This window comes from Neoroseomonas eburnea, assembly GCF_018129005.1.
GTDB classification, from domain to species: Bacteria; Pseudomonadota; Alphaproteobacteria; order Acetobacterales; family Acetobacteraceae; genus Neoroseomonas; species Neoroseomonas eburnea.
Window position 1 is genome coordinate 110,794 of sequence record NZ_JAAEDL010000009.1, and the last position, 17,604, is coordinate 128,397.

General features: G+C 72.4%; 20 protein-coding genes. 12 read left to right on the plus strand and 8 right to left on the minus strand.

Features of this window, described 5'->3' with window-relative positions:
* Positions 1–22: 22 nt before the first annotated feature.
* From GXW74_RS11250 to GXW74_RS11265, 4 genes are all read right to left on the minus strand, one after another.
* A complete protein-coding gene (locus GXW74_RS11250) occupies positions 23–421 on the minus strand; it encodes a hypothetical protein (protein ID WP_211846600.1) in 399 nt (132 codons plus the stop codon).
* A gap of 628 nt (positions 422–1,049) precedes the next feature.
* Positions 1,050–1,406: a Rieske (2Fe-2S) protein gene (locus GXW74_RS11255; RefSeq protein WP_338148208.1), complete on the minus strand. Its 357-nt coding sequence runs from the start codon at positions 1,404–1,406 to the stop codon at positions 1,050–1,052.
* Positions 1,403–1,834 carry an EVE domain-containing protein gene (locus GXW74_RS11260; RefSeq protein WP_211846601.1) on the minus strand — a complete coding sequence of 144 codons (432 nt, stop codon included), beginning with the start codon at positions 1,832–1,834 and terminating at the stop codon, positions 1,403–1,405. Before GXW74_RS11260 ends, GXW74_RS11255 begins: the two co-directional genes overlap by 4 nt.
* Positions 1,831–2,166 carry a YciI family protein gene (locus tag GXW74_RS11265; protein WP_246523207.1) on the minus strand — a complete coding sequence of 112 codons (336 nt, stop codon included), beginning with the start codon at positions 2,164–2,166 and terminating at the stop codon, positions 1,831–1,833. The genes GXW74_RS11260 and GXW74_RS11265 overlap by 4 nt, the downstream gene beginning before the upstream one ends.
* Before the next feature lie 61 nt (positions 2,167–2,227).
* Here GXW74_RS11265 and GXW74_RS11270 point away from each other — a divergent pair, with 61 nt between their 5' ends.
* The 7 genes from GXW74_RS11270 (at position 2,228) to ccmI (ending at position 8,065) form a co-directional block, all read left to right on the plus strand.
* Positions 2,228–3,031, plus strand: coding sequence for a heme ABC transporter permease (locus GXW74_RS11270; RefSeq protein ID WP_408903868.1), 804 nt, complete (start codon positions 2,228–2,230; stop codon positions 3,029–3,031).
* Complete coding sequence (locus tag GXW74_RS11275) at positions 3,028–3,171, plus strand: hypothetical protein (RefSeq protein WP_211846602.1); 144 nt, start codon at positions 3,028–3,030, stop codon at positions 3,169–3,171. The genes GXW74_RS11270 and GXW74_RS11275 overlap by 4 nt, the downstream gene beginning before the upstream one ends.
* 84 nt (positions 3,172–3,255) lie before the next feature.
* Positions 3,256–3,771 (plus strand): cytochrome c maturation protein CcmE, encoded by a 516-nt coding sequence (ccmE, locus tag GXW74_RS11280; RefSeq protein WP_211846603.1) that lies wholly within the window; start codon positions 3,256–3,258, stop codon positions 3,769–3,771.
* A gap of 253 nt (positions 3,772–4,024) precedes the next feature.
* Positions 4,025–5,983, plus strand: a complete 1,959-nt coding sequence (locus GXW74_RS11285) for a heme lyase CcmF/NrfE family subunit (protein ID WP_211846604.1) — start codon at positions 4,025–4,027, stop codon at positions 5,981–5,983.
* The gene (locus tag GXW74_RS11290) at positions 5,980–6,564 is read left to right on the plus strand and encodes a DsbE family thiol:disulfide interchange protein (protein ID WP_211846605.1); all 585 of its coding nucleotides are present in this window, start codon (positions 5,980–5,982) and stop codon (positions 6,562–6,564) included. Before GXW74_RS11285 ends, GXW74_RS11290 begins: the two co-directional genes overlap by 4 nt.
* 194 nt (positions 6,565–6,758) lie before the next feature.
* The gene (locus GXW74_RS11295; RefSeq protein WP_246523208.1) at positions 6,759–7,268 is read left to right on the plus strand and encodes a cytochrome c-type biogenesis protein; all 510 of its coding nucleotides are present in this window, start codon (positions 6,759–6,761) and stop codon (positions 7,266–7,268) included.
* Positions 7,265–8,065 carry a c-type cytochrome biogenesis protein CcmI gene (gene ccmI, locus GXW74_RS11300; protein WP_211846607.1) on the plus strand — a complete coding sequence of 267 codons (801 nt, stop codon included), beginning with the start codon at positions 7,265–7,267 and terminating at the stop codon, positions 8,063–8,065. The genes GXW74_RS11295 and ccmI overlap by 4 nt, the downstream gene beginning before the upstream one ends.
* A gap of 342 nt (positions 8,066–8,407) precedes the next feature.
* On the opposite strand, the gene GXW74_RS11305 is transcribed toward ccmI, so the two are convergent.
* The 3 genes from GXW74_RS11305 to GXW74_RS11315 form a co-directional block, all read right to left on the minus strand.
* A complete protein-coding gene (locus tag GXW74_RS11305; RefSeq protein WP_211846608.1) occupies positions 8,408–8,992 on the minus strand; it encodes a protein-S-isoprenylcysteine O-methyltransferase in 585 nt (194 codons plus the stop codon).
* Positions 8,989–10,182, minus strand: a complete 1,194-nt coding sequence (locus GXW74_RS11310; protein WP_211846609.1) for a hypothetical protein — start codon at positions 10,180–10,182, stop codon at positions 8,989–8,991. The genes GXW74_RS11305 and GXW74_RS11310 overlap by 4 nt, the downstream gene beginning before the upstream one ends.
* Positions 10,183–10,710: 528 nt before the next feature.
* Complete coding sequence (locus tag GXW74_RS11315) at positions 10,711–11,295, minus strand: TlpA family protein disulfide reductase (protein WP_338148209.1); 585 nt, start codon at positions 11,293–11,295, stop codon at positions 10,711–10,713.
* 16 nt (positions 11,296–11,311) lie between these two features.
* Between GXW74_RS11315 and argH the strand changes: the two genes are divergently transcribed.
* Together argH and GXW74_RS28390 are read left to right on the plus strand one after the other, a co-directional pair.
* Positions 11,312–12,700: an argininosuccinate lyase gene (argH, locus tag GXW74_RS11320; RefSeq protein WP_338148210.1), complete on the plus strand. Its 1,389-nt coding sequence runs from the start codon at positions 11,312–11,314 to the stop codon at positions 12,698–12,700.
* Positions 12,697–12,825 carry a hypothetical protein gene (locus GXW74_RS28390; protein WP_272877267.1) on the plus strand — a complete coding sequence of 43 codons (129 nt, stop codon included), beginning with the start codon at positions 12,697–12,699 and terminating at the stop codon, positions 12,823–12,825. The genes argH and GXW74_RS28390 overlap by 4 nt, the downstream gene beginning before the upstream one ends.
* Before the next feature lie 317 nt (positions 12,826–13,142).
* On the opposite strand, the gene GXW74_RS11325 is transcribed toward GXW74_RS28390, so the two are convergent.
* Positions 13,143–13,853 (minus strand): GntR family transcriptional regulator, encoded by a 711-nt coding sequence (locus GXW74_RS11325; protein WP_211846612.1) that lies wholly within the window; start codon positions 13,851–13,853, stop codon positions 13,143–13,145.
* A 103-nt stretch (positions 13,854–13,956) separates the two neighbouring features.
* Between GXW74_RS11325 and GXW74_RS11330 the strand changes: the two genes are divergently transcribed.
* Genes GXW74_RS11330 through GXW74_RS11340 form a run of 3 tightly spaced genes read left to right on the plus strand, consistent with a single transcriptional unit; the run spans position 13,957 to position 17,467 of the window.
* Positions 13,957–15,678, plus strand: coding sequence for an acetolactate synthase catalytic subunit (locus GXW74_RS11330; protein ID WP_211846613.1), 1,722 nt, complete (start codon positions 13,957–13,959; stop codon positions 15,676–15,678).
* Between the two features lie 2 nt (positions 15,679–15,680).
* Positions 15,681–16,712: a zinc-dependent alcohol dehydrogenase gene (locus tag GXW74_RS11335; RefSeq protein WP_211846614.1), complete on the plus strand. Its 1,032-nt coding sequence runs from the start codon at positions 15,681–15,683 to the stop codon at positions 16,710–16,712.
* Positions 16,709–17,467 (plus strand): SDR family NAD(P)-dependent oxidoreductase, encoded by a 759-nt coding sequence (locus GXW74_RS11340; RefSeq protein WP_211846615.1) that lies wholly within the window; start codon positions 16,709–16,711, stop codon positions 17,465–17,467. The genes GXW74_RS11335 and GXW74_RS11340 overlap by 4 nt, the downstream gene beginning before the upstream one ends.
* The last annotated feature ends 137 nt before the right edge of the window (positions 17,468–17,604 follow it).

A 17,604-nucleotide genomic window follows, 5' to 3' on the forward strand; every position in this document is an offset into this window, starting at 1 on the left:
GCGGGCGGGAAGGGATGGCGCGTCAGTTGGTCCGGGTCGCGGGGGTCGCGGGCGTCGCGGCCTGGGTGCGCGGCTCCGCCGGGCTCGTGGCCGGCTTGCCGGCCTGCGGCACGGCGGGCGTCGCCCGGTGCTGCGCAGCCCCGGTGGCCGTGCCGGCCGGATTGGCGGGAGTTGCCGGGCGGTTGGCCTGCGCGGTCGGCGCGGCAGGCGTCGCGGGGGTCGCCGGGCGTGTCGCCTGCGCGGCGGGGGCAGCCGGGGTGGCCGGGCGGGCGGGCTGGGCCTGGCCCTGTGTCGCGGGGGCCGCGGGGGTGGTGGCACCGCCGCCGATCACGGTCTGCGGAGCACCGCCCTGGGCGAAGCCGGCTCCGGCAACGAGCATGAGGCCGGTGGCGAGAAGGGCGGTCCGGGAGATCTGGCGCATCTGGTCCTCCTTGTTGGTCCAAGCGCAGGGAGGATGAGACCGGCCGGCACAGGCGCCCGCGAGGCGGCGGCAAGGTGCTTTCGGGGCGATCGCGGCGGATCGGTGGCGGGCGTGGCGGATCGGTGGCGAGGCGATGATGCGGCCTCCCTGGACACGGGAGCGCGTCGGGGCTGCGGGGAGGGGCCGCGCGCCGAAGGGCGGAAAGTTGAAGGGGCGCTGCCCCTCCAAGCCAGCCCGCCAGGGGCCCACGGGCCCCTGGACCGCGGCGAATTGGCACCGGGCATCGCGGTTCGGCGATTGTCACAGATTGCCGACGCGAGGCCGAGGGCCGGAAGTCCTGCGCCTACGATGCAGGATGCGCCTGAATCGTCCTGTCCCAACCTTGTGGCCCGGCGCCGGGTCCCGGTTTCCAGAGGCCCTGCGGCCTTTGGTGGGGAGAGGTCCGGAGCGGGGCAAAGCCCCTCTCCGCCTGCGATCTCCGCGCCTGCGGGCCGCCGCCCCTTCGCCCGTCCTCATGCTCATGCCCATCGGGCCTGACCGGGTTTCCCCGCAGGTCCGCTCGGAGCCCGTTTGGAAACGCGCCTCGCGGCGAGCTTCCGGGGCCGGTGCCGGACTTTCCGAACCGTCTCTAAAGCCCCGCATCCTCCGGCACCAGCACGCGGCCGTCCTCGTCGATACGCGCGTGCACACGCTCCAGCGCCTCACCGTAGCAGGGGCCGGAGGTGCAAATGCCGTCCTCGATGCGGAAGCGCGCGCCGTGGGTCGAGCAGACGATGTTCTGCTTCCTGGTGTCCAGGAAGCGGTCGGGCACAGGGTCCAGCGGCACGCCGATATGCGGGCAGGAATTCACGTAGACCCAGACCTGGTGGCCGCGGCGCACGGCGAACAGGCCGGTGAAGGCCCCGGGCGCCGCCGGGAAGCCCCTGGAATTGCCGTCCGGGATATCCTCCAGCGTGCAGAGCACGCGCTCGGCAATCGTCTTCACCGGCCGGTCCACCCGCCCATCTTCGCCAGGATCTGCCAGTGCGCCGGCGAGATCGGCATGACCGAAAGCCGCGACATCCGCACCAGCGCGATCCCTTCGAGCTTCGGTTCCGCCTTGATGGCGGCGAGCGTCACCGGCTGCGGCATCGCCGCCACCGCCTTCATGTCGACGCAGACCCAGGGGCTGCCGGCCTCGGCGCTGGGGTCGGGGTAGGCTTCCCGCACCACCTCCACCACGCCGACGATCTCCTTGCCGACATTCGAATGGTAGAAATAGGCGAGATCGCCAAGCTTCATCGCCGCCAGGTTGGCCTTGGCCATGTGGTTGCGCACGCCGGTCCAGGGTTCCACCCCGTTCCCGACCTGCTGATCCCAGGAGAAGGCGTCGGGCTCGGACTTCACCAGCCAGTAGTTGCGACCCCTGGTCATTCGGCCTTCATCCCGTCCTTGAAGACGATGCGGTACGGGTTGATCGACACCCGCGCGAAGCAGCCCGCCTTGGCGAAGGGGTCGCCAGCCGTCAACGCCTCCACCGCGGCGCGGTCCGGCGCCTCGATCACGCGGACGGAGCCGATCGAGTTGCCCTCGGCGTCCATCACCGGGCCGGCGATGACCAGCATCTCCCGGTGCTGCTCCAGCCAGTCGAGATGCGCCGCCCGCACGGCGCGGCGCGTCGCGGCCATGCCGGTCCTGTCCTCGATGGTCACGGCGAAGAGCATCCCACCCCCTGTCGCCCCGGCAGGGGGCGTCGCGATCGCCATCGGACGTAACGCCGCCAGGGCGCGGCTTCAATAACCCGCGCCTTTCGCCTAGTTAGGGGATGTGGATGGACGCCTGACCGCCGGCACCGGAGCCACCGCCGCCCGGCCGAACCCCGGGGGGCGGAGCCTCCACCGTTTCGCCAATCCCGGCCGCTTCCTGCGGGCGACCGGGCGGCTGATGCCGTTCCTCTGGGCGGCCGCGCTGCTGGTGCTTGGCGCCGGTCTGGTCTGGGGTCTGGTGCTTTCGCCGGCCGATTGGCAGCAGGGCGAGACCGTCCGGATCATGTACGTCCATGTCCCGATGGCCTGGCTCGCCATGGGCGGCTACACGGGGCTCGCCGCCCTGTCTGTCATGTCGCTGGTCTGGCGGCATCCGCTGGCGGACCTGACGGCGCGGGAGCTCTCCCCCGTCGGCGCCGCGGCCACCGCGCTGTGCCTCGCCACCGGCAGCCTCTGGGGCAAGCCGATGTGGGGCACCTGGTGGGTGTGGGATGCGCGCCTGACCTCGGTGCTGGTGCTGTTCTTCCTCTGGCTCGGCCATGCCGCGCTGGTCCGCGCCTTCGACGACCCGGAGCGCGGCGCCAGGGCCGGCGCCATCCTCGCCCTGGTCGGCATCGTCAACGTGCCGATCGTGAAGTTCTCGGTGGATTGGTGGAACACGCTGCACCAGCCGGCCTCCGTGGCACGGCTGGATGCGCCGGGGATGCATGTGGACATCCTCTATCCGCTCCTGGTCTGCGCGATCGGCTTTTCGCTGCTCTTCGCCGCCGTGGTGCTGGCGCGCACCCGCGCGGCGGTGATGGAGCGGCGCGTCCGTGCCCTGCAGCTCGCCCGCGCGCGGCGTGAGGAAGGGGCACCGGCATGACCCTGCACTGGTGGCACATCGCCGTCTCCTACCTGCTGACGCTGGTGGTCTTCGGTTCGCTCGCGATCGGCGCCGCCGCGCGGCACCGCGCGGCGAAGCGGCTGCTGGCGCAGCTCGACCCGCGGGGCGAACGGCCGTGACTTGCGCTGCGTCAACGCCGGGGGCACCCGGCCTTCATATCTGCAGGGCGCCGGATACCGCACCGGCCTCCGAGGCATAGACCCATGACCCGCAAGAAGCGCCGGCTGATGGTCCTGCTCCTGGCAGGGCTCGGGCTCGGCACCGCCACCGCGCTGACGCTGACGGCCTTCCAGGACAACCTGGTCTTCTTCCTCTCGCCCTCCGACGTGATCGCCCAGCGCCCGCCGGCCGAGCGCGCCTTCCGCCTCGGGGGCCTGGTCGAGGCCGGCAGCGTCGAACGCGTCACCGCCAGCGACGGCCGGCCCAGCGCGACCTTCCGGGTGACCGACGGGCCGAACACCATCACCGTGACCTATACCGGCGTGCTGCCGGACCTGTTCCGGGAAGGCCAGGGGGTCGTCACCCTCGGCAGGCTGCAGCCGGATGGCAGCTTCCGCGCGAGCGAAGTGCTCGCCCGCCACGACGAGACCTACATGCCGCCCGAAGTCGCCGACGCGTTGCGCCGCGCGGGGCATTGGAACCCGGCCCAGGGGGCAGCACCGCCGGCGGCGAGCTGGAACACGGCGCCACGCCAGCCGGATGGACGGAGCGGGGGATGATGCGGGCCGCTCGTTCGGCGGCGGGCGAACGGGGGGCCAGCCCCCCGCCCCCCCCGCCGGGAGGCAGAAGCCTCCCGGACCCTCGATTCCGATGGGGCGGGGCGCCGGTGGCGTATGCTGCGCCCCTCGATGTGGTCGTGCACGCGTGCCACTCGCCCCATTCATGGAGGGGCCCGGGGAGCCTGTCGGGTCCCCGGCGGGGGTCCAGGGGGCAGAGCCCCCGGTCACCCCACCCCGACCGGAACCACCCCGCATGATCCCGGAACTCGGCCATTTCGCGCTGGCCCTCGCCTGTGTCATCGCTGTCGCGCAATCCGTGCTGCCGGTGGTCGGTGCCGCGCGGCGCGATGCGCGCTGGATGGCGACGGCGGTGCCGCTGGCCCTGGGTCTGCTGCTGTCGGTCGGCACTGCCTTCGGCAGCCTGCTCTGGGCCTTTGCGGTCAACGACACGACGGTCGCCAACGTCGTCGCCAACAGCCATTCGGCGAAGCCGCTGATCTACAAGCTCTCCGGGAGCTGGGGGAACCACGAGGGGTCCATGGTCCTCTGGGTGCTCATCCTCGCGCTGTGCGGGGCGGCGGTGGCGGGTTTCGGGCGCAACCTGCCGACAGCGCTCAAGGCGCGGGTGATCGGCGTGCTCGGCTGGATCGCGACGGGCTTCCTGCTGTTCATCGTCTTCACCTCCAACCCCTTCGAGCGGGTCTGGCCGCCGCCGATGGACGGGCGCGGGCTCAATCCGGTGCTGCAGGACCCGGGCCTCGCGATGCATCCGCCGACGCTCTACTTCGGCTATGTCGGCTATGCGGTGACCTTCGCGTTTGCCGTGGCGGCACTGCTCGAAGGCCGCGTCGATGCCGCCTGGGGGCGCTGGGTGCGCCCCTGGGCGCTCGGCGCCTGGTGCTTCCTGACCGTCGGCATCACCATGGGGTCCTGGTGGGCCTACTACGAGCTCGGCTGGGGCGGCTACTGGTTCTGGGACCCGGTGGAGAACGCCTCGCTGCTGCCCTGGCTCGCCGGCACGGCCCTGCTGCATTCGGCGATCGTGGTCGAGAAGCGGGACACGCTGAAGATCTGGTCCGTGCTGCTCGCGATCCTCGCCTTCGCGATGAGCCTGCTCGGGACGTTCCTGGTGCGCTCGGGCGTGCTGAACAGCGTGCACGCCTTTGCCAACGATCCGGCGCGCGGCGTGTTCATCCTGGCACTGCTCATGGTCTATGTCGCCGGCGCCTTCGCGATCTTCGCCTGGCGCGCGCCGCGGCTCGCGCCGACCGGCATCTTCGCGCCGATCTCGCGGGAGGGCGCGCTGGTGGTGAACAACCTGCTGATCTGCTCGATCGCGGCGGTGGTGCTGGCCGGCACGCTGTGGCCGCTCTTCGCGGATATCCTGACGGGCGCGAAGATCTCGGTCGGGCCGCCCTTCTTCAACACGGCGACGGCGCCGCTCGCCATCCCGCTCGTCGTCGCCATGCCGGTCGGCGCGATGCTGCCGTGGAAGCGCGCGGATCTGTGGGCGGCGCTGCAAAGGCTGTGGTGGGCGGCGGCGGCGGCGCTGCTCATCGGCTTCCTTTCCCTGGCGGCGGCCGGGTATCCGGTCTGGCCGGCGCTCGGCATGGCGCTGGCGGCCTGGCTCGTGGCCGGCGCGGCGGCGGACATCGCCGACCGCATCGGCCTGCTCCGCCGCCCCTCCCAGGCCTGGCGCCGCGCGCTGAGCCTGCCGCGCGCGGCCTGGGGCGCGGCCATCGCGCATGGCGCGCTCGGCGTCAGTCTCGCCGGCATCGCGGGGATGGGGGTCGCGACCGACACGCTCGTCCAGCTCAACCCCGGCCAGAGCACGCGGCTCGCCGGCTACGAATGGCGCATGGACGGCCTGTCCGACGTGACCGGCCCGAACTACCGCGCGCGCCGCGCGACGGTGACGGTGCTGCGCGACGGCGCGGTGGTCACGGTGCTGCGGCCCGAACGCCGCAGCTTCGTCGTCGACAATCAGACCACCGCCGAGGCCGCGATCCACACCAACGCGATGCGCGATCTCTATGCCGTGCTCGGCGAGGAACGGGACGGCGCCGCGGTGCTGCGCCTGCATCACAACCCCTTCGCGCCCTGGATCTGGTTCGGCGGGCTCATCATGGCATTTGGCGGCATGCTCTCCCTGTCCGATCGGCGCATGCGCGTGGCCGCGCCGGCGCCGAAGGGCGCCACGGTGCCGGCATGAGCGAAACCCCCGCCGCCGCCCCGCGCAGCCGGCGCTGGATGCTCTACGCGCCGCTCGGGCTCGCCGCCGCCGGTGGCGCGGGCTTCTGGGCGATGCTGCGCGGCCTGCAGACCGGCGAGTACGACCCGCGGGGGGTGCCCTCCGCGCTGCTCGGCAGGGCAGCGCCGGATTTCGACCTGCCGGAGCTCGAAGGCGCCGGCCTGCCCGCGCTGTCCGCCGCCGACCTGCGCGGCCCGCTGCCGGCGCCGGTGCTGGTGAACTTCTGGGCGTCCTGGTGCGTGCCCTGCATCGTCGAGCACCCGCAGCTCATGCGTCTCGCCCGCGAAGGCGTGCGCATCCTCGGCATCAACTACAAGGACCGCGCGGCCGACGGCGCCGCCTTCCTGCAACGCCACGGCAATCCCTTCGCCAAGCTTGGCCGCGACGAACCGGGCCGCGTCGCGATCGACTGGGGACTCTACGGCGTGCCCGAAACCTACCTGATCGACCGGCAGGGGCTGATCCGCTGGCGCTACGCCGGGCCGATCACGCCGGACACGCTGGACCGGGACCTGCGGCCGCTGCTGCGGAGGTACGCGTGACGAATGTGGCGCGCGGGACCGGAGAGGGGCTTTGCTCCCCTCCGGACCTCCCCCCACCAGAGGCCACAGGGCCTCTGGACACCATGAATTGGGCAGTGGGAGGCAGGGGCGCCGAGCGACCGCACGCAGGGATGGGCATGCCGTCCCTCTCCCTCCAGCCACCCAGGTGTCGGTTTCCAAAGGCCCTGCGGCCTTTGGCGGGTGGGGTTCCGGGGAGGGCAGGGCCCTCCCCGCTTCACCGCGCCGCGATCATCCTCGCGTTCCTGCTGGTCGCCGCCCCGGCCCTGGCCGCCGTCGGCCGCCCCGAGGACCGTCTGCGCGACCCGGCGCTCGAATCGCGTGCGCAGGAGATCGGCCGCGAGCTGCGCTGCATGGTCTGTCAGAACCAGTCCATCGAGGACAGCGACGCGGACCTGGCGCGCGACCTGCGGCGCATCGTGCGGGAGCGCGTCGCGGCGGGGGACGACAATGCGGCGGTGATGCGCTTCATCCACGACCGCTACGGCGACTTCGTCCTGCTGCGTCCGCCCTTCACGCCGGTGACGGCGCTGCTCTGGGCCATGCCGCTGATCGCCCTGGGCGGCGGGCTGGCGGCGATCCTGCTGCGCCGGCGGCGCCCTGGCGCGTCGGGGATCGAGCCCGCGCCGCTGACCGAGGCGGAACGGCGCCGCCTCGCGGAACTGGAGCGCGGCAACGGCGCATGACCACCTGGATCCCGCTGGCCGCGCTGGCCGTGGCGGCGCTGCTGCCGCTTGCCTTCGCCCTGTTCCGTCCCCGCGCCGCGCGCGGGCGGCGGGAGGCCGACATGGCGCTCTACCGCGCCCAGCTCGACGAGCTCGACCGCGAGAAGGAAGCCGGACGCCTGGATGAGGCCGGCCACCGCGCGGCGCGCATCGAGGTCCAGCGCCGGCTGATCGCCGCCGCCGACCTGGCGGAGACCGGGACCACCTCGGGCCCCGCCAGCGCGCTGCTGGTCGCGCTGTTGCCGCTGATCGCCGCCGCCGGGCTGGGGCTCTATCTGTTGCGCGGCTCCCCCGGCATGCCCTCCGCGACCTTCGAGGAGCGCGCGGCGGCGGCGGCACGGGAGGACGGGCTGCTGGCGACGGTGCGCCAGCGGCTGGCGGCCCTGGACCCGCGCAGCGAACAGGCGCGGCAGGGCTATCTGCTGCTCGGCAATGCGGAACGCGGGCGCGGCAATGCGGAGGCGGCGATCGCCGCCTGGCGGATCGCGATCGAGGCACGCTTCGACGCCGGGCTCGCCGGCGACATCGCGGAGCTCGAGATCGCCCGCGGCGCCCCGGCCGAGGCGACGCCGTGGATCAGCCGCGCCCTTCAGGCAGCGCCGAACGATCCTCGGCTGCGCTTCCTTGCCGGGCTGGTGGAGGCGGAAAGCGGCCGGCCGGCCAATGCGCGGGCGCTGTGGCAGGCGCTGCTGGCGGAATCGCCGCCGGATGCGCCATGGCGCGGGCTGGTGGAGCGGCGGCTCGGCGCCCTGCCCTGACCGGCGGCGCCGGTGCCAGGACGTCCCGAAGGCCGGCCGGTGCCGGACTTTCCAAGCGGACTCCTATACCAATGGCCCGTTTGCCTGACCTGTGAAACCGAGAGGGGCCTTGCCCCTCTCGGGCTCTCCCCACCAAAGGCCCGAGGCCTTTGGAAACCGATACTTGGCGCCGTGCGCCACTGTCAGGATCAATGCCGAAACCTGCCCGAAGCGATTGGACTGCCTGAACCGCGCGACACCAAATGATGGTTTCCAAAGGCCTCGGGCCTTTGGCGGGGTGGCTTGGAGGGGCAGAGCCCCTCCAATTCCGCCCTCCCCGGTCATTCCAAAGGGCCGTTGGTGTTAGAGCAGGAATGGGACCACCCTGGCGGTGCGCGCCGCGTAGGCGTCCCAGGCGGCGCCGAAGGTTTCGCGCATCAGCGCTTCCTCCCGCCCGACGCGGAACAGGTAGAGCGTGCCGAAGCCGATCAGGCCCGCCGGGCCGACCAGCCAGTTCTGCAGCGTCAGGGCCTGGGCGATCGCCCACATCCAGAAGGCCGAGTACATCGGGTGGCGGACGAAGCGGTAGACGCCCTCGGTCACCAGCGAGTGTTCCTGCCGCACCGCCAGGGTGACCGACCAGTTGCGCCCGAGCGCCTTGTGCGTGGCGTAGAACAGCGCGAGCGCGGCGACGAAGACCAGAAGCCCCGCGATGGCGCGCGCCGGCGAGAAGGGCTGGTCCAGCGCCGCCGGGAAGCCGCTCGCGATGTAGATGGCGGGAATCACGCCCAGGCCGGTGAGGGAGATGCCCAGCAACAGCTTCTCCCGCACGTCCATGGCATCGCGCAGCAGCACGTTGCGCTTGGACTTGCGCTCGAATGGCCGGCGGATGACCCACCAGGCGACCATGCAGAGCCCGTGCAGCAGCTTGGCGATCAGGGGTGTCACGCGGCGTGCTCCAGCGGGGCGGTGGCGAGCCCGCCATCGGGGCCGATCAGGCGGTCGGGGAAGGGGTCGTGCCCCGCCGCGCCCGGCCCGCAGGCGAGCAGCCCCCAGTCGTAGAAATAGCGCCGGCCATTGCCGGTCACGTAGATGCGGTGGGCGCGCAGCACGGATCGCCGCACGCGGCGCCAGGCTGCGGTTCCCAGCATGGCGCGGGGGTGGATGCGCTCCAGCCGCGGCCCGCGGCCCGACAGGCCCAGCACCGCCACCGGATCGGCCCGGTGGAAGGAGACGAGATCGCGGCGGGAGGTGAATTCCAGCCAGGCAAGGTCCGGCGCAGCGGCGATGCGCGCCACCGCCGCCCGCAGCCGCCCCGCCTCCGGCATCAGCGCGATCTTGAGCAGGGAGGATCCGAGCCCGACCAGAGCCAGGCGCGGTGCCGGCCGCGGCGGCTCGGGTTCCTGCGCCAGGGCGGCGGCGAGCGCCTCGGTCAGCAATGCCATGCCAAGGCTGTGGCCGATCAGCACGACCTCATCCACGTCGGGCCGGCGGCGGGCAGCGACGATCTCGGCCGCGAAGCGCGCGACGCGGGCGGCGTGTTCCGGCCGCGTGCCGCGTGCCAGGTCGCGGGCGAAGACCCAGTCGGCGAAGAGGTGGCCAAGATGCAGCCGCCGGTCCGCGGCGAACACCAGCGCCATGCCGAGCGCGAGCCCAAGGCCGACCCCTGCCCAGCCGCCGAGCAGCAACGCCGCGGCAAGCCCGGCGAACAGCGCCCCCGCCAGCATGGCCACCGGCAGCGCGACGAAAAGCAGGTAGCGCCAATGTGCCGCGCGGTAGCGCGCGAGCGTGCCGTCCACCAGCAGGCGCATGAGTGCGACGCCGCCCCGCAGGATCCGTGCCGGCAGCGGCACGGCAAGGTCCCGGGCAATCAGGTCGTCCCAGGATAGGATGCGGATCTCGGCCTCGGTCGCCCAGTCGGGGCCGGTGAGCCGGGTGGGGAAGGTGAGCACCACGCCGTCGGCCGAGGCCTCTCCGGTGCCGGCCATGGCGGTCAGCCCCCAGCTTGCGGCGGTGCGGTGCAGCGTGCGGGCCAGCCGCCGGCGCTGAGTCTCGGCCGACAGCGGCTCGTAGCCCGGCACGTGCAGCACGAGGCGCCTCCGGACGGGCAGGAAGGTTCGTACTGGCGGGATCGTCATGGCGCCGCCTCCCCCTCGGGCCTTCCGGGGCGAGGTGTCAACCGGATTTCCGGCCCGATCGAAGCAATACCCTCAAGGCGGCATCGCCCGAACGGAATTCATGCGCCCGAGCTTCGTCGGCCGGGAAGCGCGGATCGAGGGGGCACCGCCCCATGCGCGCGAAGGCAAGGCAATGAGCGGACCGGAGAGGGGCTTTGCCCCTCTCCCGGCCTCACCCCACCAAAGGCCGAAAGGCCTTTGGAAGCCATGACTTGGTGTTGGGCAGGGCGGGAGTTTCGCGGTGGCGAAGGAGGTGCCGTGCACGGCGCCCGGCATTCCTTCCGGGCGTCCTGCCCGCAGCACACATTTTCATCTCGGCATGGCAGTCGTGCCCGGCACCAGGCGCCGGCGGTCCAGGGTGCACTGCACCCTGGCGGGGTGAGGTTTGGAGAGGGGCAGAGCCCCTCTCCGATCACCGGCGCCAGAACGTCCTGCCTATGGGGCCACGCCCGATCCGGAACTGCCGACCGGCGCCCATGCGGCAGGCTGCTAGGCGCCGCGCGTCGCCTCCGCCGGCCGCTGGCCGGCCAGGCGACGAATGAGGGCGACGAATTCCGGCGTGTCCCAGGCGGCATCGCCTTCGAGCCGCGCCCTTTCCCGCCCGCGCCGATCCACGATGACGGTGGTCGGCAGGCCCCGCGCCCCGAGTGCCCGCGCCGCGGCACCCCGCGGGTCGAGCCAGATGCCGAGCGACTGCAGCCGCGCCCGCTCATAGAAGGCCTGCACCACCGGCGCGCCGCCGCGGTCGGAGGAGAGCGGCAGCACCAGGATCGCCTCCCGCGCCAGGGCGGCCGCCAGGCGGTCGAGCGCCGGCATCTCGGCCACGCAGGGCGGGCACCAGGTCGCCCACAGGTTGATCACCAGCCCGCGACCGGCGAAATCCGCGATGCCATGGGCCTTGCCTTGGGCATCCGTGAAGGTCAGATCCGGCAGGTCGGCCTCGCCTTCCCGCAGGCGGTTCATGCCGTGGGGGGCGGCGATGGCTTGCCGCGCCGGAAGCGCGGCGGGTAGGGTCCCGCCCGCCGCCAGCGCCGGGGCGGCCTTGAGGACGGAACGGCGCGTCGGAACCAGCACGAAAGATATTCCCCCAGTGAGCAGCAACGCCAATCGGCAGTGGGGCGGGCGCTTCGCGGAAGGCCCCTCCGCCATCATGGAAGCGATCAATGCCTCGATCGGCTTCGACCGCAAGATGTGGCGTCAGGACATCCGCGGCTCCCTCGCCCATGCCGCGATGCTGAAGCATGTGGGGATCATCTCGGCGGATGACGAGGCGGCGATCCGCGACGGCCTCGGCAGGATCGGCGACCGCATCGAGAAGGGGGACTTCCCCTTCGACGAGGCCCTGGAAGACATCCACATGAACGTGGAGGCGCGGCTGTCCGCCATGATCGGCGACGCCGGCAAGCGCCTGCACACCGCGCGGTCGCGCAACGACCAGGTGGCGCTGGATGTCCGCCTCTGGGTGCGGGACGCGATCGACGGGCTCTCGGGCCAGGTGCAGGACGTGATGCGCGCCTTGGTCGCCCGCGCCGAGGAGCATGCCGGCACGGTGATGCCGGGCTTCACGCATCTGCAGCCGGCGCAGCCGGTGACGCTGGGGCACCATTTCCTCGCCTATGTCGAGATGCTCTCGCGCGACCTGTCGCGGCTGCGGGATTGCCGGGCGCGGATGAACGAATGCCCGCTCGGCGCCGCGGCGCTTGCCGGCACGGGCTTTCCGATCGACCGGCACATGACGGCGAAGGCGCTCGGCTTCGATGGGCCGACGCGCAACAGCCTCGATTCCGTCGCCTCGCGCGATTTCGCCGCCGAGTTCCTCTTCTGCTGCGCGATGTGCGCGACGCATCTGTCGCGCCTGGCCGAGGAGATCGTGATCTGGACGAACCCCTATTTCGGGTTCGTGAAGCTGTCGGATTCCTTCACCACCGGCTCGTCCATCATGCCGCAGAAGCGCAACCCGGACGCGGCCGAGCTGGTGCGCGGCAAGACCGGGCGCGTGGTCGGCGCGCTGGTGGGCTTGCTCACGGTGATGAAGGGCCTCGCCATGACCTATTTCAAGGACATGCAGGAGGACAAGGAAGGCGTCTTCGACGCCGCCGAGACGCTGACGCTCAGCCTCGCCGCCATGGCCGGCATGATCCGCGACCTGAAGCCGGATGTCGGGCGCCTCGCGGCGGCGGCCGGCGCAGGCTTCTCCACCGCGACCGACCTCGCGGACTGGCTGGTGCGGGAACTGAAGATGCCCTTCCGCGACGCGCACCACGTCACCGGCGCGCTGGTGGCGAAGGCGGAGGGGCTCGGCGTGGACCTCTCGGGCCTGACCATCGAGGAGATGCGCGAAGCGGAACCCCGCATCCACGAAGGCGTGTACGACGTGCTGTCGGTCGCCGCCTCGGTGCGGTCGCGCACCTCCTACGGCGGCACGGCGCCGGCCAATGTCGCGGCCATGGCCGCGGAGTGGAAGGCGAAGCTGGCATGACACGCGGGGTGCTGGCCGTGCTGGCGCTGGCGCTGCTGGTCGGCGCCTGCGGCAAGGTCGGGCCGGTGCGGCCGCCCGGGCCGCCGGAGCAGGTCACCTATCCGAGGCCGTATCCGAACCGCTGAACGCGACAAGGTCGGGGGGAGGGAACTCCCCCCGGTCCCCCCCTCCTTCCCTGGTCACCTGGATGGAGGTGCCGGCGTTGGCGGGCCGGCACTCATACCCGCGGCACGAGACATTGCCTCATGCCGAGGCCGTGACTGGGAACCCGGAATGCGGCCCGCCGGTGGTCCGGCGAAGCCAAGCAAACCGGAGGTTTGCGCCCGGCGTCTGAGGGCACGAAACGGCTGATACCGGCGGTCGCGAACAGCGGCCGATGCTACCAGACAACTGCGCGGGGATCCGGCTGCGGCACCACTTGGTGCCCGGCCTGTCCGCTCTGTCACCCCAGGGTGCCGGCATCGGCGGGCGGCCCGCTGCGGTTCGCCTTGAGCAGTTCGGCAAGCAGCGCGCCATGCTCCCGCAGATCGCGCACGATGGCGGCGCGCGCCCCCTCGGCGTCGTGCGCCTCCAGGGCATCGAGCAGGGCGGCGTGCGGATGGCCCTGGAGCGAGGTCGGCTGCGGCGGGTCGAACAGCAGGTTGATGGTCGGGCCCGCCTGCACCCACAGGCTCTCGACCACGCGCTGCAGCACAGGCATGCGCGCGATGGCGATGATCCTGAAGTGGAACCGCTCATTCTCCGTGAGCACGGTCTGCGCGTCGCCGATGCGCCGGCCCTCGATCAGCCGCGCATGGATGGCGCGCAGCTCGGCGACCTCCTCCGCCGTCACCAACCCCGCAGCACGGGCCGCGGCGCGGCCCTCGAGCTCGGTGCGCAGGTCCATGATCTCCGCGTAGCGGTCCGGCGCGAGGCGAGGGACCCAGGCGATGCCGCGCGCATCCAGGTCGAGCGCGCCCTCGGACACCAGGCGGAGCAGCGCCTCGCGCACCGGGGTCGGGCTCACGCCCAGCTCCTGCGCCAGCATGCGATGGACGAGCCTCTGCCCCGGGGCGAGCCGGCCGGACATGAGCGCGGCACGCAGGCGGCGATAGACCTTGCCCGCAAGGCTTTCCTCGCGATCGACCGGGGCCAGGGCGGTGTCCATGTCCATGAGGCGTGGATTGTTCGCGCGCCCCATTGACGCGTCAAGATGTTTGCCGTTTGCTATTGCAAACAACAAACGCAAATACCCCTCGCGATCAGGAAATGTCCCGATGCCCGACACCGGTGCCCCCGCCAACGCGACCGTCGCCCTGCGCCTGGCCGAAGCCTTCGCCCGCCATGGCGTGACCGTGACCTTCGGGCAGAGCCTGCCCTCGGCCTTCCACCTCGCCTCCCCCCATGCCGGCATCCGGCAGACCGTCTATCGGCAGGAGAACATGGGCGGGACCATGGCCGACGGCTACGCCCGCATCTCGCGCAAGGTCGGCGTCGTCACGGCGCAGAACGGCCCGGCCGCGACCCTTCTCGTGCCGCCGCTGGCGGAGGCGATGAAGGCGAGCGTCCCGGTCATCGCCCTGGTGCAGGAGGTGAACCGCGACACCGCCGACAGGAACGCCTTCCAGGAACTCGACCACATCCGCATGTTCGACGCGGTGGCGAAATTCGTCCGTCGCATCGACCGCGCCGACCGCCTCGACGACTACGTGGACATGGCCTTCACGGCGGCGACCTCCGGCCGGCCCGGCCCGGCCGTGCTGCTGGTGCCCGCTGACCTGCTGCTCGAACAGGCGGCGGCCTCGTCGCGACGGCGGGCCAGCCTCGGCGCCTTCCCGCTCGACCGGACGCTCGCGGATCCGGCGCGTATTGCGGAGGCGGCGGCGCTGCTCGCCAAGGCCGCGCGTCCGCTCGTCATCGCCGGCGGCGGCGTGCACCTCTCCGGTGCCGCGGAGGAGCTCGCCGCGCTGCAGCAGGATGCGCACCTGCCCGTCGCCACCACCTTCATGGGCAAGGGCAGCGTGGACGAGACGCATCCGCTCTCGCTCGGCGTGGTCGGCAACACGATGGGCCTCGGCGCCCGCACGCGCGACCTGCGGCCGATGGTCGAAGGGGCCGACGTCGTGCTGCTGGTCGGCAACCGCACCAACCAGAACGGCACCGATTCCTGGACGCTCTACCCGCGCGGCGCGCGCTACATCCACATCGATCCCGACCCGATCGAGATCGGCCGCAACTACGAGGCGCTGCGCCTGGCAGGCGACGCGAAGCTGACGCTCGCCGCGCTGCGCGAGGCGATGCTGGCGCAGGATCTCTCCGCGCGCGCCGCCGCGCGTCCGAAGGTGGAAGTGGAGATCGGCAAGGCCATCGATGGCTGGCGCAATCTCGTCGCCGGCGTCACCACGCGCGATGGCGGCCCGGTGCGCCCCGAACGCATCGCCGCCGAGATCGACAGGCGCCTGCCCGCCGATGGCATCATGGTGGCGGACGCCTCCTACTCGTCCAACTGGATCAACATCTACATGACGGCGCGCCGCGCCGGGCAGCGCTTCCTCACCCCGCGCGGCCTCGCCGGCCTCGGCTGGGGCGTGCCGCTGGCGATCGGGGCGCAGGTCGCGGCGCCGGACAGCCGCGTGGTCTGCCTCTGCGGCGATGGCGGCTTCGGCCATTCCTGGGCGGAGCTCGAGACGCTGCGCCGCCTGAAGCTGCCGGTCACCGTGGTGGTGCTGAACAACGGCATCCTCGGCTTCCAGAAGCACGCCGAGGACACGAAGTACGGCGACCACACCATCGCCTGCGACTTCGCCGAGGTGGACCACGCCGCCATCGCCCGCGCCTGCGGCGTCGCAGGCCTTCGCGTCGAACGCGGCGAGGATGTCGGCCCGGCGCTCGATGCCGCCTTCGCCTCGGGCAAGCCGGCGCTCATCGAGGTCATGACCGACCCGGACGCCAAGCCTCCGCTGACCATGTACCATGGCCACTACCCGGAGCCCTTCTGACCATGCTCGCGCTCTGCAAGACGCGCGCGGGCTTCGGGCTGGAGGCGCTGGACCTGCCGGCGCCCGCCTCGCCCGGTCCGGGCGAGGCGCTGATCGAGGTCGAGGCCGTCGGCATCTGCGGCAGCGACGTCCATGCCTATGAGTGGACCGACGGGTATGGCCACATGGTGCCGTACCTGCCGGTGATCATGGGCCATGAATTCGCCGGCCGTGTCGCCGCGGTCGGCGACGGCGCGCGCATCGCCGAAGGCACGCGCGTCGCCGTGCATCCGGCGGTGTTCCTCGGTGACGGCAAGGCGGCCTGGCCCGGCGATCCGCGCATCGGCGCCGAGCGGCGCGTGCTGGGGCTGACCGCGCAGGGTGGCTTCGCCCGCTTCGTGAAGGTGCCGGCGAGCAACCTGCTGCCGCTGCCGGCGGCGGTCGACGCCGAGCTCGGCGCGCTGGTGGAACCCCTCTCCGTCGCCGCGGAGGCCGTGCTGGTCGGCGATGTCGGGCTCGGCGACACCGTGCTGGTGCTCGGCCCGGGCACGATCGGACAGGGCCTTGCGCTGATGGCGCGCGCCGCCGGCGCCGGCCGCGTCATCGTCGCCGGCCGCGCCGATGCGCCGCGCTTCGAGGTGCTGCGCAGCCTCGGCGTCACCGACACGATCGACGTGGCGGAGGGCCCGCTCGCCGACCAGGTCCTGGCGCTGACCGGCGGCCGGCCGGTGGATGTCGTGCTGGAAGCGACGGGCCACCCGCCCTCCATCACGGATGCGCTGCCGGTGCTGAAGCGCGGCGGTGTGCTGGTGGTGGCCGGCATCCACGCGGCGCCGCTCTCCCTCCCGCTCACCACCTTCGTGCGCAACCGGCACCAGCTTCGCGCCTCGCACGGTTCGGAGCACGCCACCTGGGAACGGGTGATCGCGCTGCTCGCCCGCGACCCGGAGGCCTTCCGGCCGATGATCACGCACCGCCTGCCCCTCGAACGCGGGCTCGAAGGCTTCGAGCTCGCCCGTCAGCGGGCCGCCAGCAAGGTGATCCTGACCCCATGAGCAACGCCGATCGCGTCGCCCTCGTCACCGGCGCCGCCCGCGGCCTCGGCGCGGCCGTCGCCAGGCGGCTCGCCGCCGCGGGGCATCCCGTCGTCCTCGCCGACATCCTCGACCGCGTCGAGGAGACCGCCGCCGCGATCGTGGCGGAGGGCCACCAGGCCCGCGCCATCCGCCTCGACGTGGCCGACGAGGCCGCCATCGAGGCCCTGCCGGAGGTGCTGGGCGAGTGGTGGTCCCGGCTCGGCGTGGTGGTGAACAACGCCGGCATCTCGCCCAAGGTCGATGGCCGCAAGCGCCTGGTCGAGGAGATCCCGACCGAGGAATGGCGCCGGGTGATGGATGTGAACCTCACCGGCCCCTTCATGCTGTCGCGTGCGGCGATCCCCGTGCTCAAGCAGCGCCGCTGGGGCCGCATCGTGATGATGACCAGCCAGGCCGCCCGCGTGCCGAGCACCATCACCGGCGCCTACTACGGCGCCTCCAAGACCGGCCTGATGGGCTTCGCGCGCAACCTGGCGGCGGAGCTCGGCCCCTTCGGGATCACGGTGAACAGCGTCGCGCCGGGCCGCATCAACAGCGACATGGTCGCCGGCGCGGCCCCCGGCATGAACGAGGCCTTCCTCGCGCGCATCCCGCTCGGCCGCCTGGGCGAACCGGAGGAGGTCGCCGAGGTGGTGAACTTCCTCGTCTCCGATGCCGCCGGCTACCTGACCGGCACCACCATCGACGTGGGCGGCGGCAGCTTCATGCCCTGAACGGCCGCTCGGGAAGGCCGACCCGGCCACCCGGCCGGGATGCCGTCCTCGGGAGGCCGGACGGCAGCGTGCGCCGATGCAGGCATCGGGAATGCGCCGTTCGGCGCATTCCCGGACAGGGTTCCGGACTGCACGCC

Bases quoted from the DNA above. Each gene is read 5' to 3' on its own strand.
- ccmE (WP_211846603.1), top strand. From the start codon at position 3,256: ATGACCCGCAAGAAGCGCCGGCTGATGGTCCTGCTCCTGGCAGGGCTC.
- GXW74_RS11335 (WP_211846614.1), top strand. From the start codon at position 15,681: ATGCTCGCGCTCTGCAAGACGCGCGCGGGCTTCGGGCTGGAGGCGCTG.
- GXW74_RS11290 (WP_211846605.1), top strand. From the start codon at position 5,980: ATGAGCGAAACCCCCGCCGCCGCCCCGCGCAGCCGGCGCTGGATGCTC.
- GXW74_RS11325 (WP_211846612.1), bottom strand. From the start codon at position 13,853: ATGGACATGGACACCGCCCTGGCCCCGGTCGATCGCGAGGAAAGCCTT.
- GXW74_RS11285 (WP_211846604.1), top strand. From the start codon at position 4,025: ATGATCCCGGAACTCGGCCATTTCGCGCTGGCCCTCGCCTGTGTCATC.
- GXW74_RS11250 (WP_211846600.1), bottom strand. From the start codon at position 421: ATGCGCCAGATCTCCCGGACCGCCCTTCTCGCCACCGGCCTCATGCTC.
- ccmI (WP_211846607.1), top strand. From the start codon at position 7,265: ATGACCACCTGGATCCCGCTGGCCGCGCTGGCCGTGGCGGCGCTGCTG.
- GXW74_RS11340 (WP_211846615.1), top strand. From the start codon at position 16,709: ATGAGCAACGCCGATCGCGTCGCCCTCGTCACCGGCGCCGCCCGCGGC.
- GXW74_RS11260 (WP_211846601.1), bottom strand. From the start codon at position 1,834: ATGACCAGGGGTCGCAACTACTGGCTGGTGAAGTCCGAGCCCGACGCC.
- GXW74_RS11310 (WP_211846609.1), bottom strand. From the start codon at position 10,182: ATGACGATCCCGCCAGTACGAACCTTCCTGCCCGTCCGGAGGCGCCTC.
- GXW74_RS28390 (WP_272877267.1), top strand. From the start codon at position 12,697: ATGACACGCGGGGTGCTGGCCGTGCTGGCGCTGGCGCTGCTGGTCGGC.
- GXW74_RS11265 (WP_246523207.1), bottom strand. From the start codon at position 2,166: ATGGCGATCGCGACGCCCCCTGCCGGGGCGACAGGGGGTGGGATGCTC.
- GXW74_RS11275 (WP_211846602.1), top strand. From the start codon at position 3,028: ATGACCCTGCACTGGTGGCACATCGCCGTCTCCTACCTGCTGACGCTG.
- GXW74_RS11330 (WP_211846613.1), top strand. From the start codon at position 13,957: ATGCCCGACACCGGTGCCCCCGCCAACGCGACCGTCGCCCTGCGCCTG.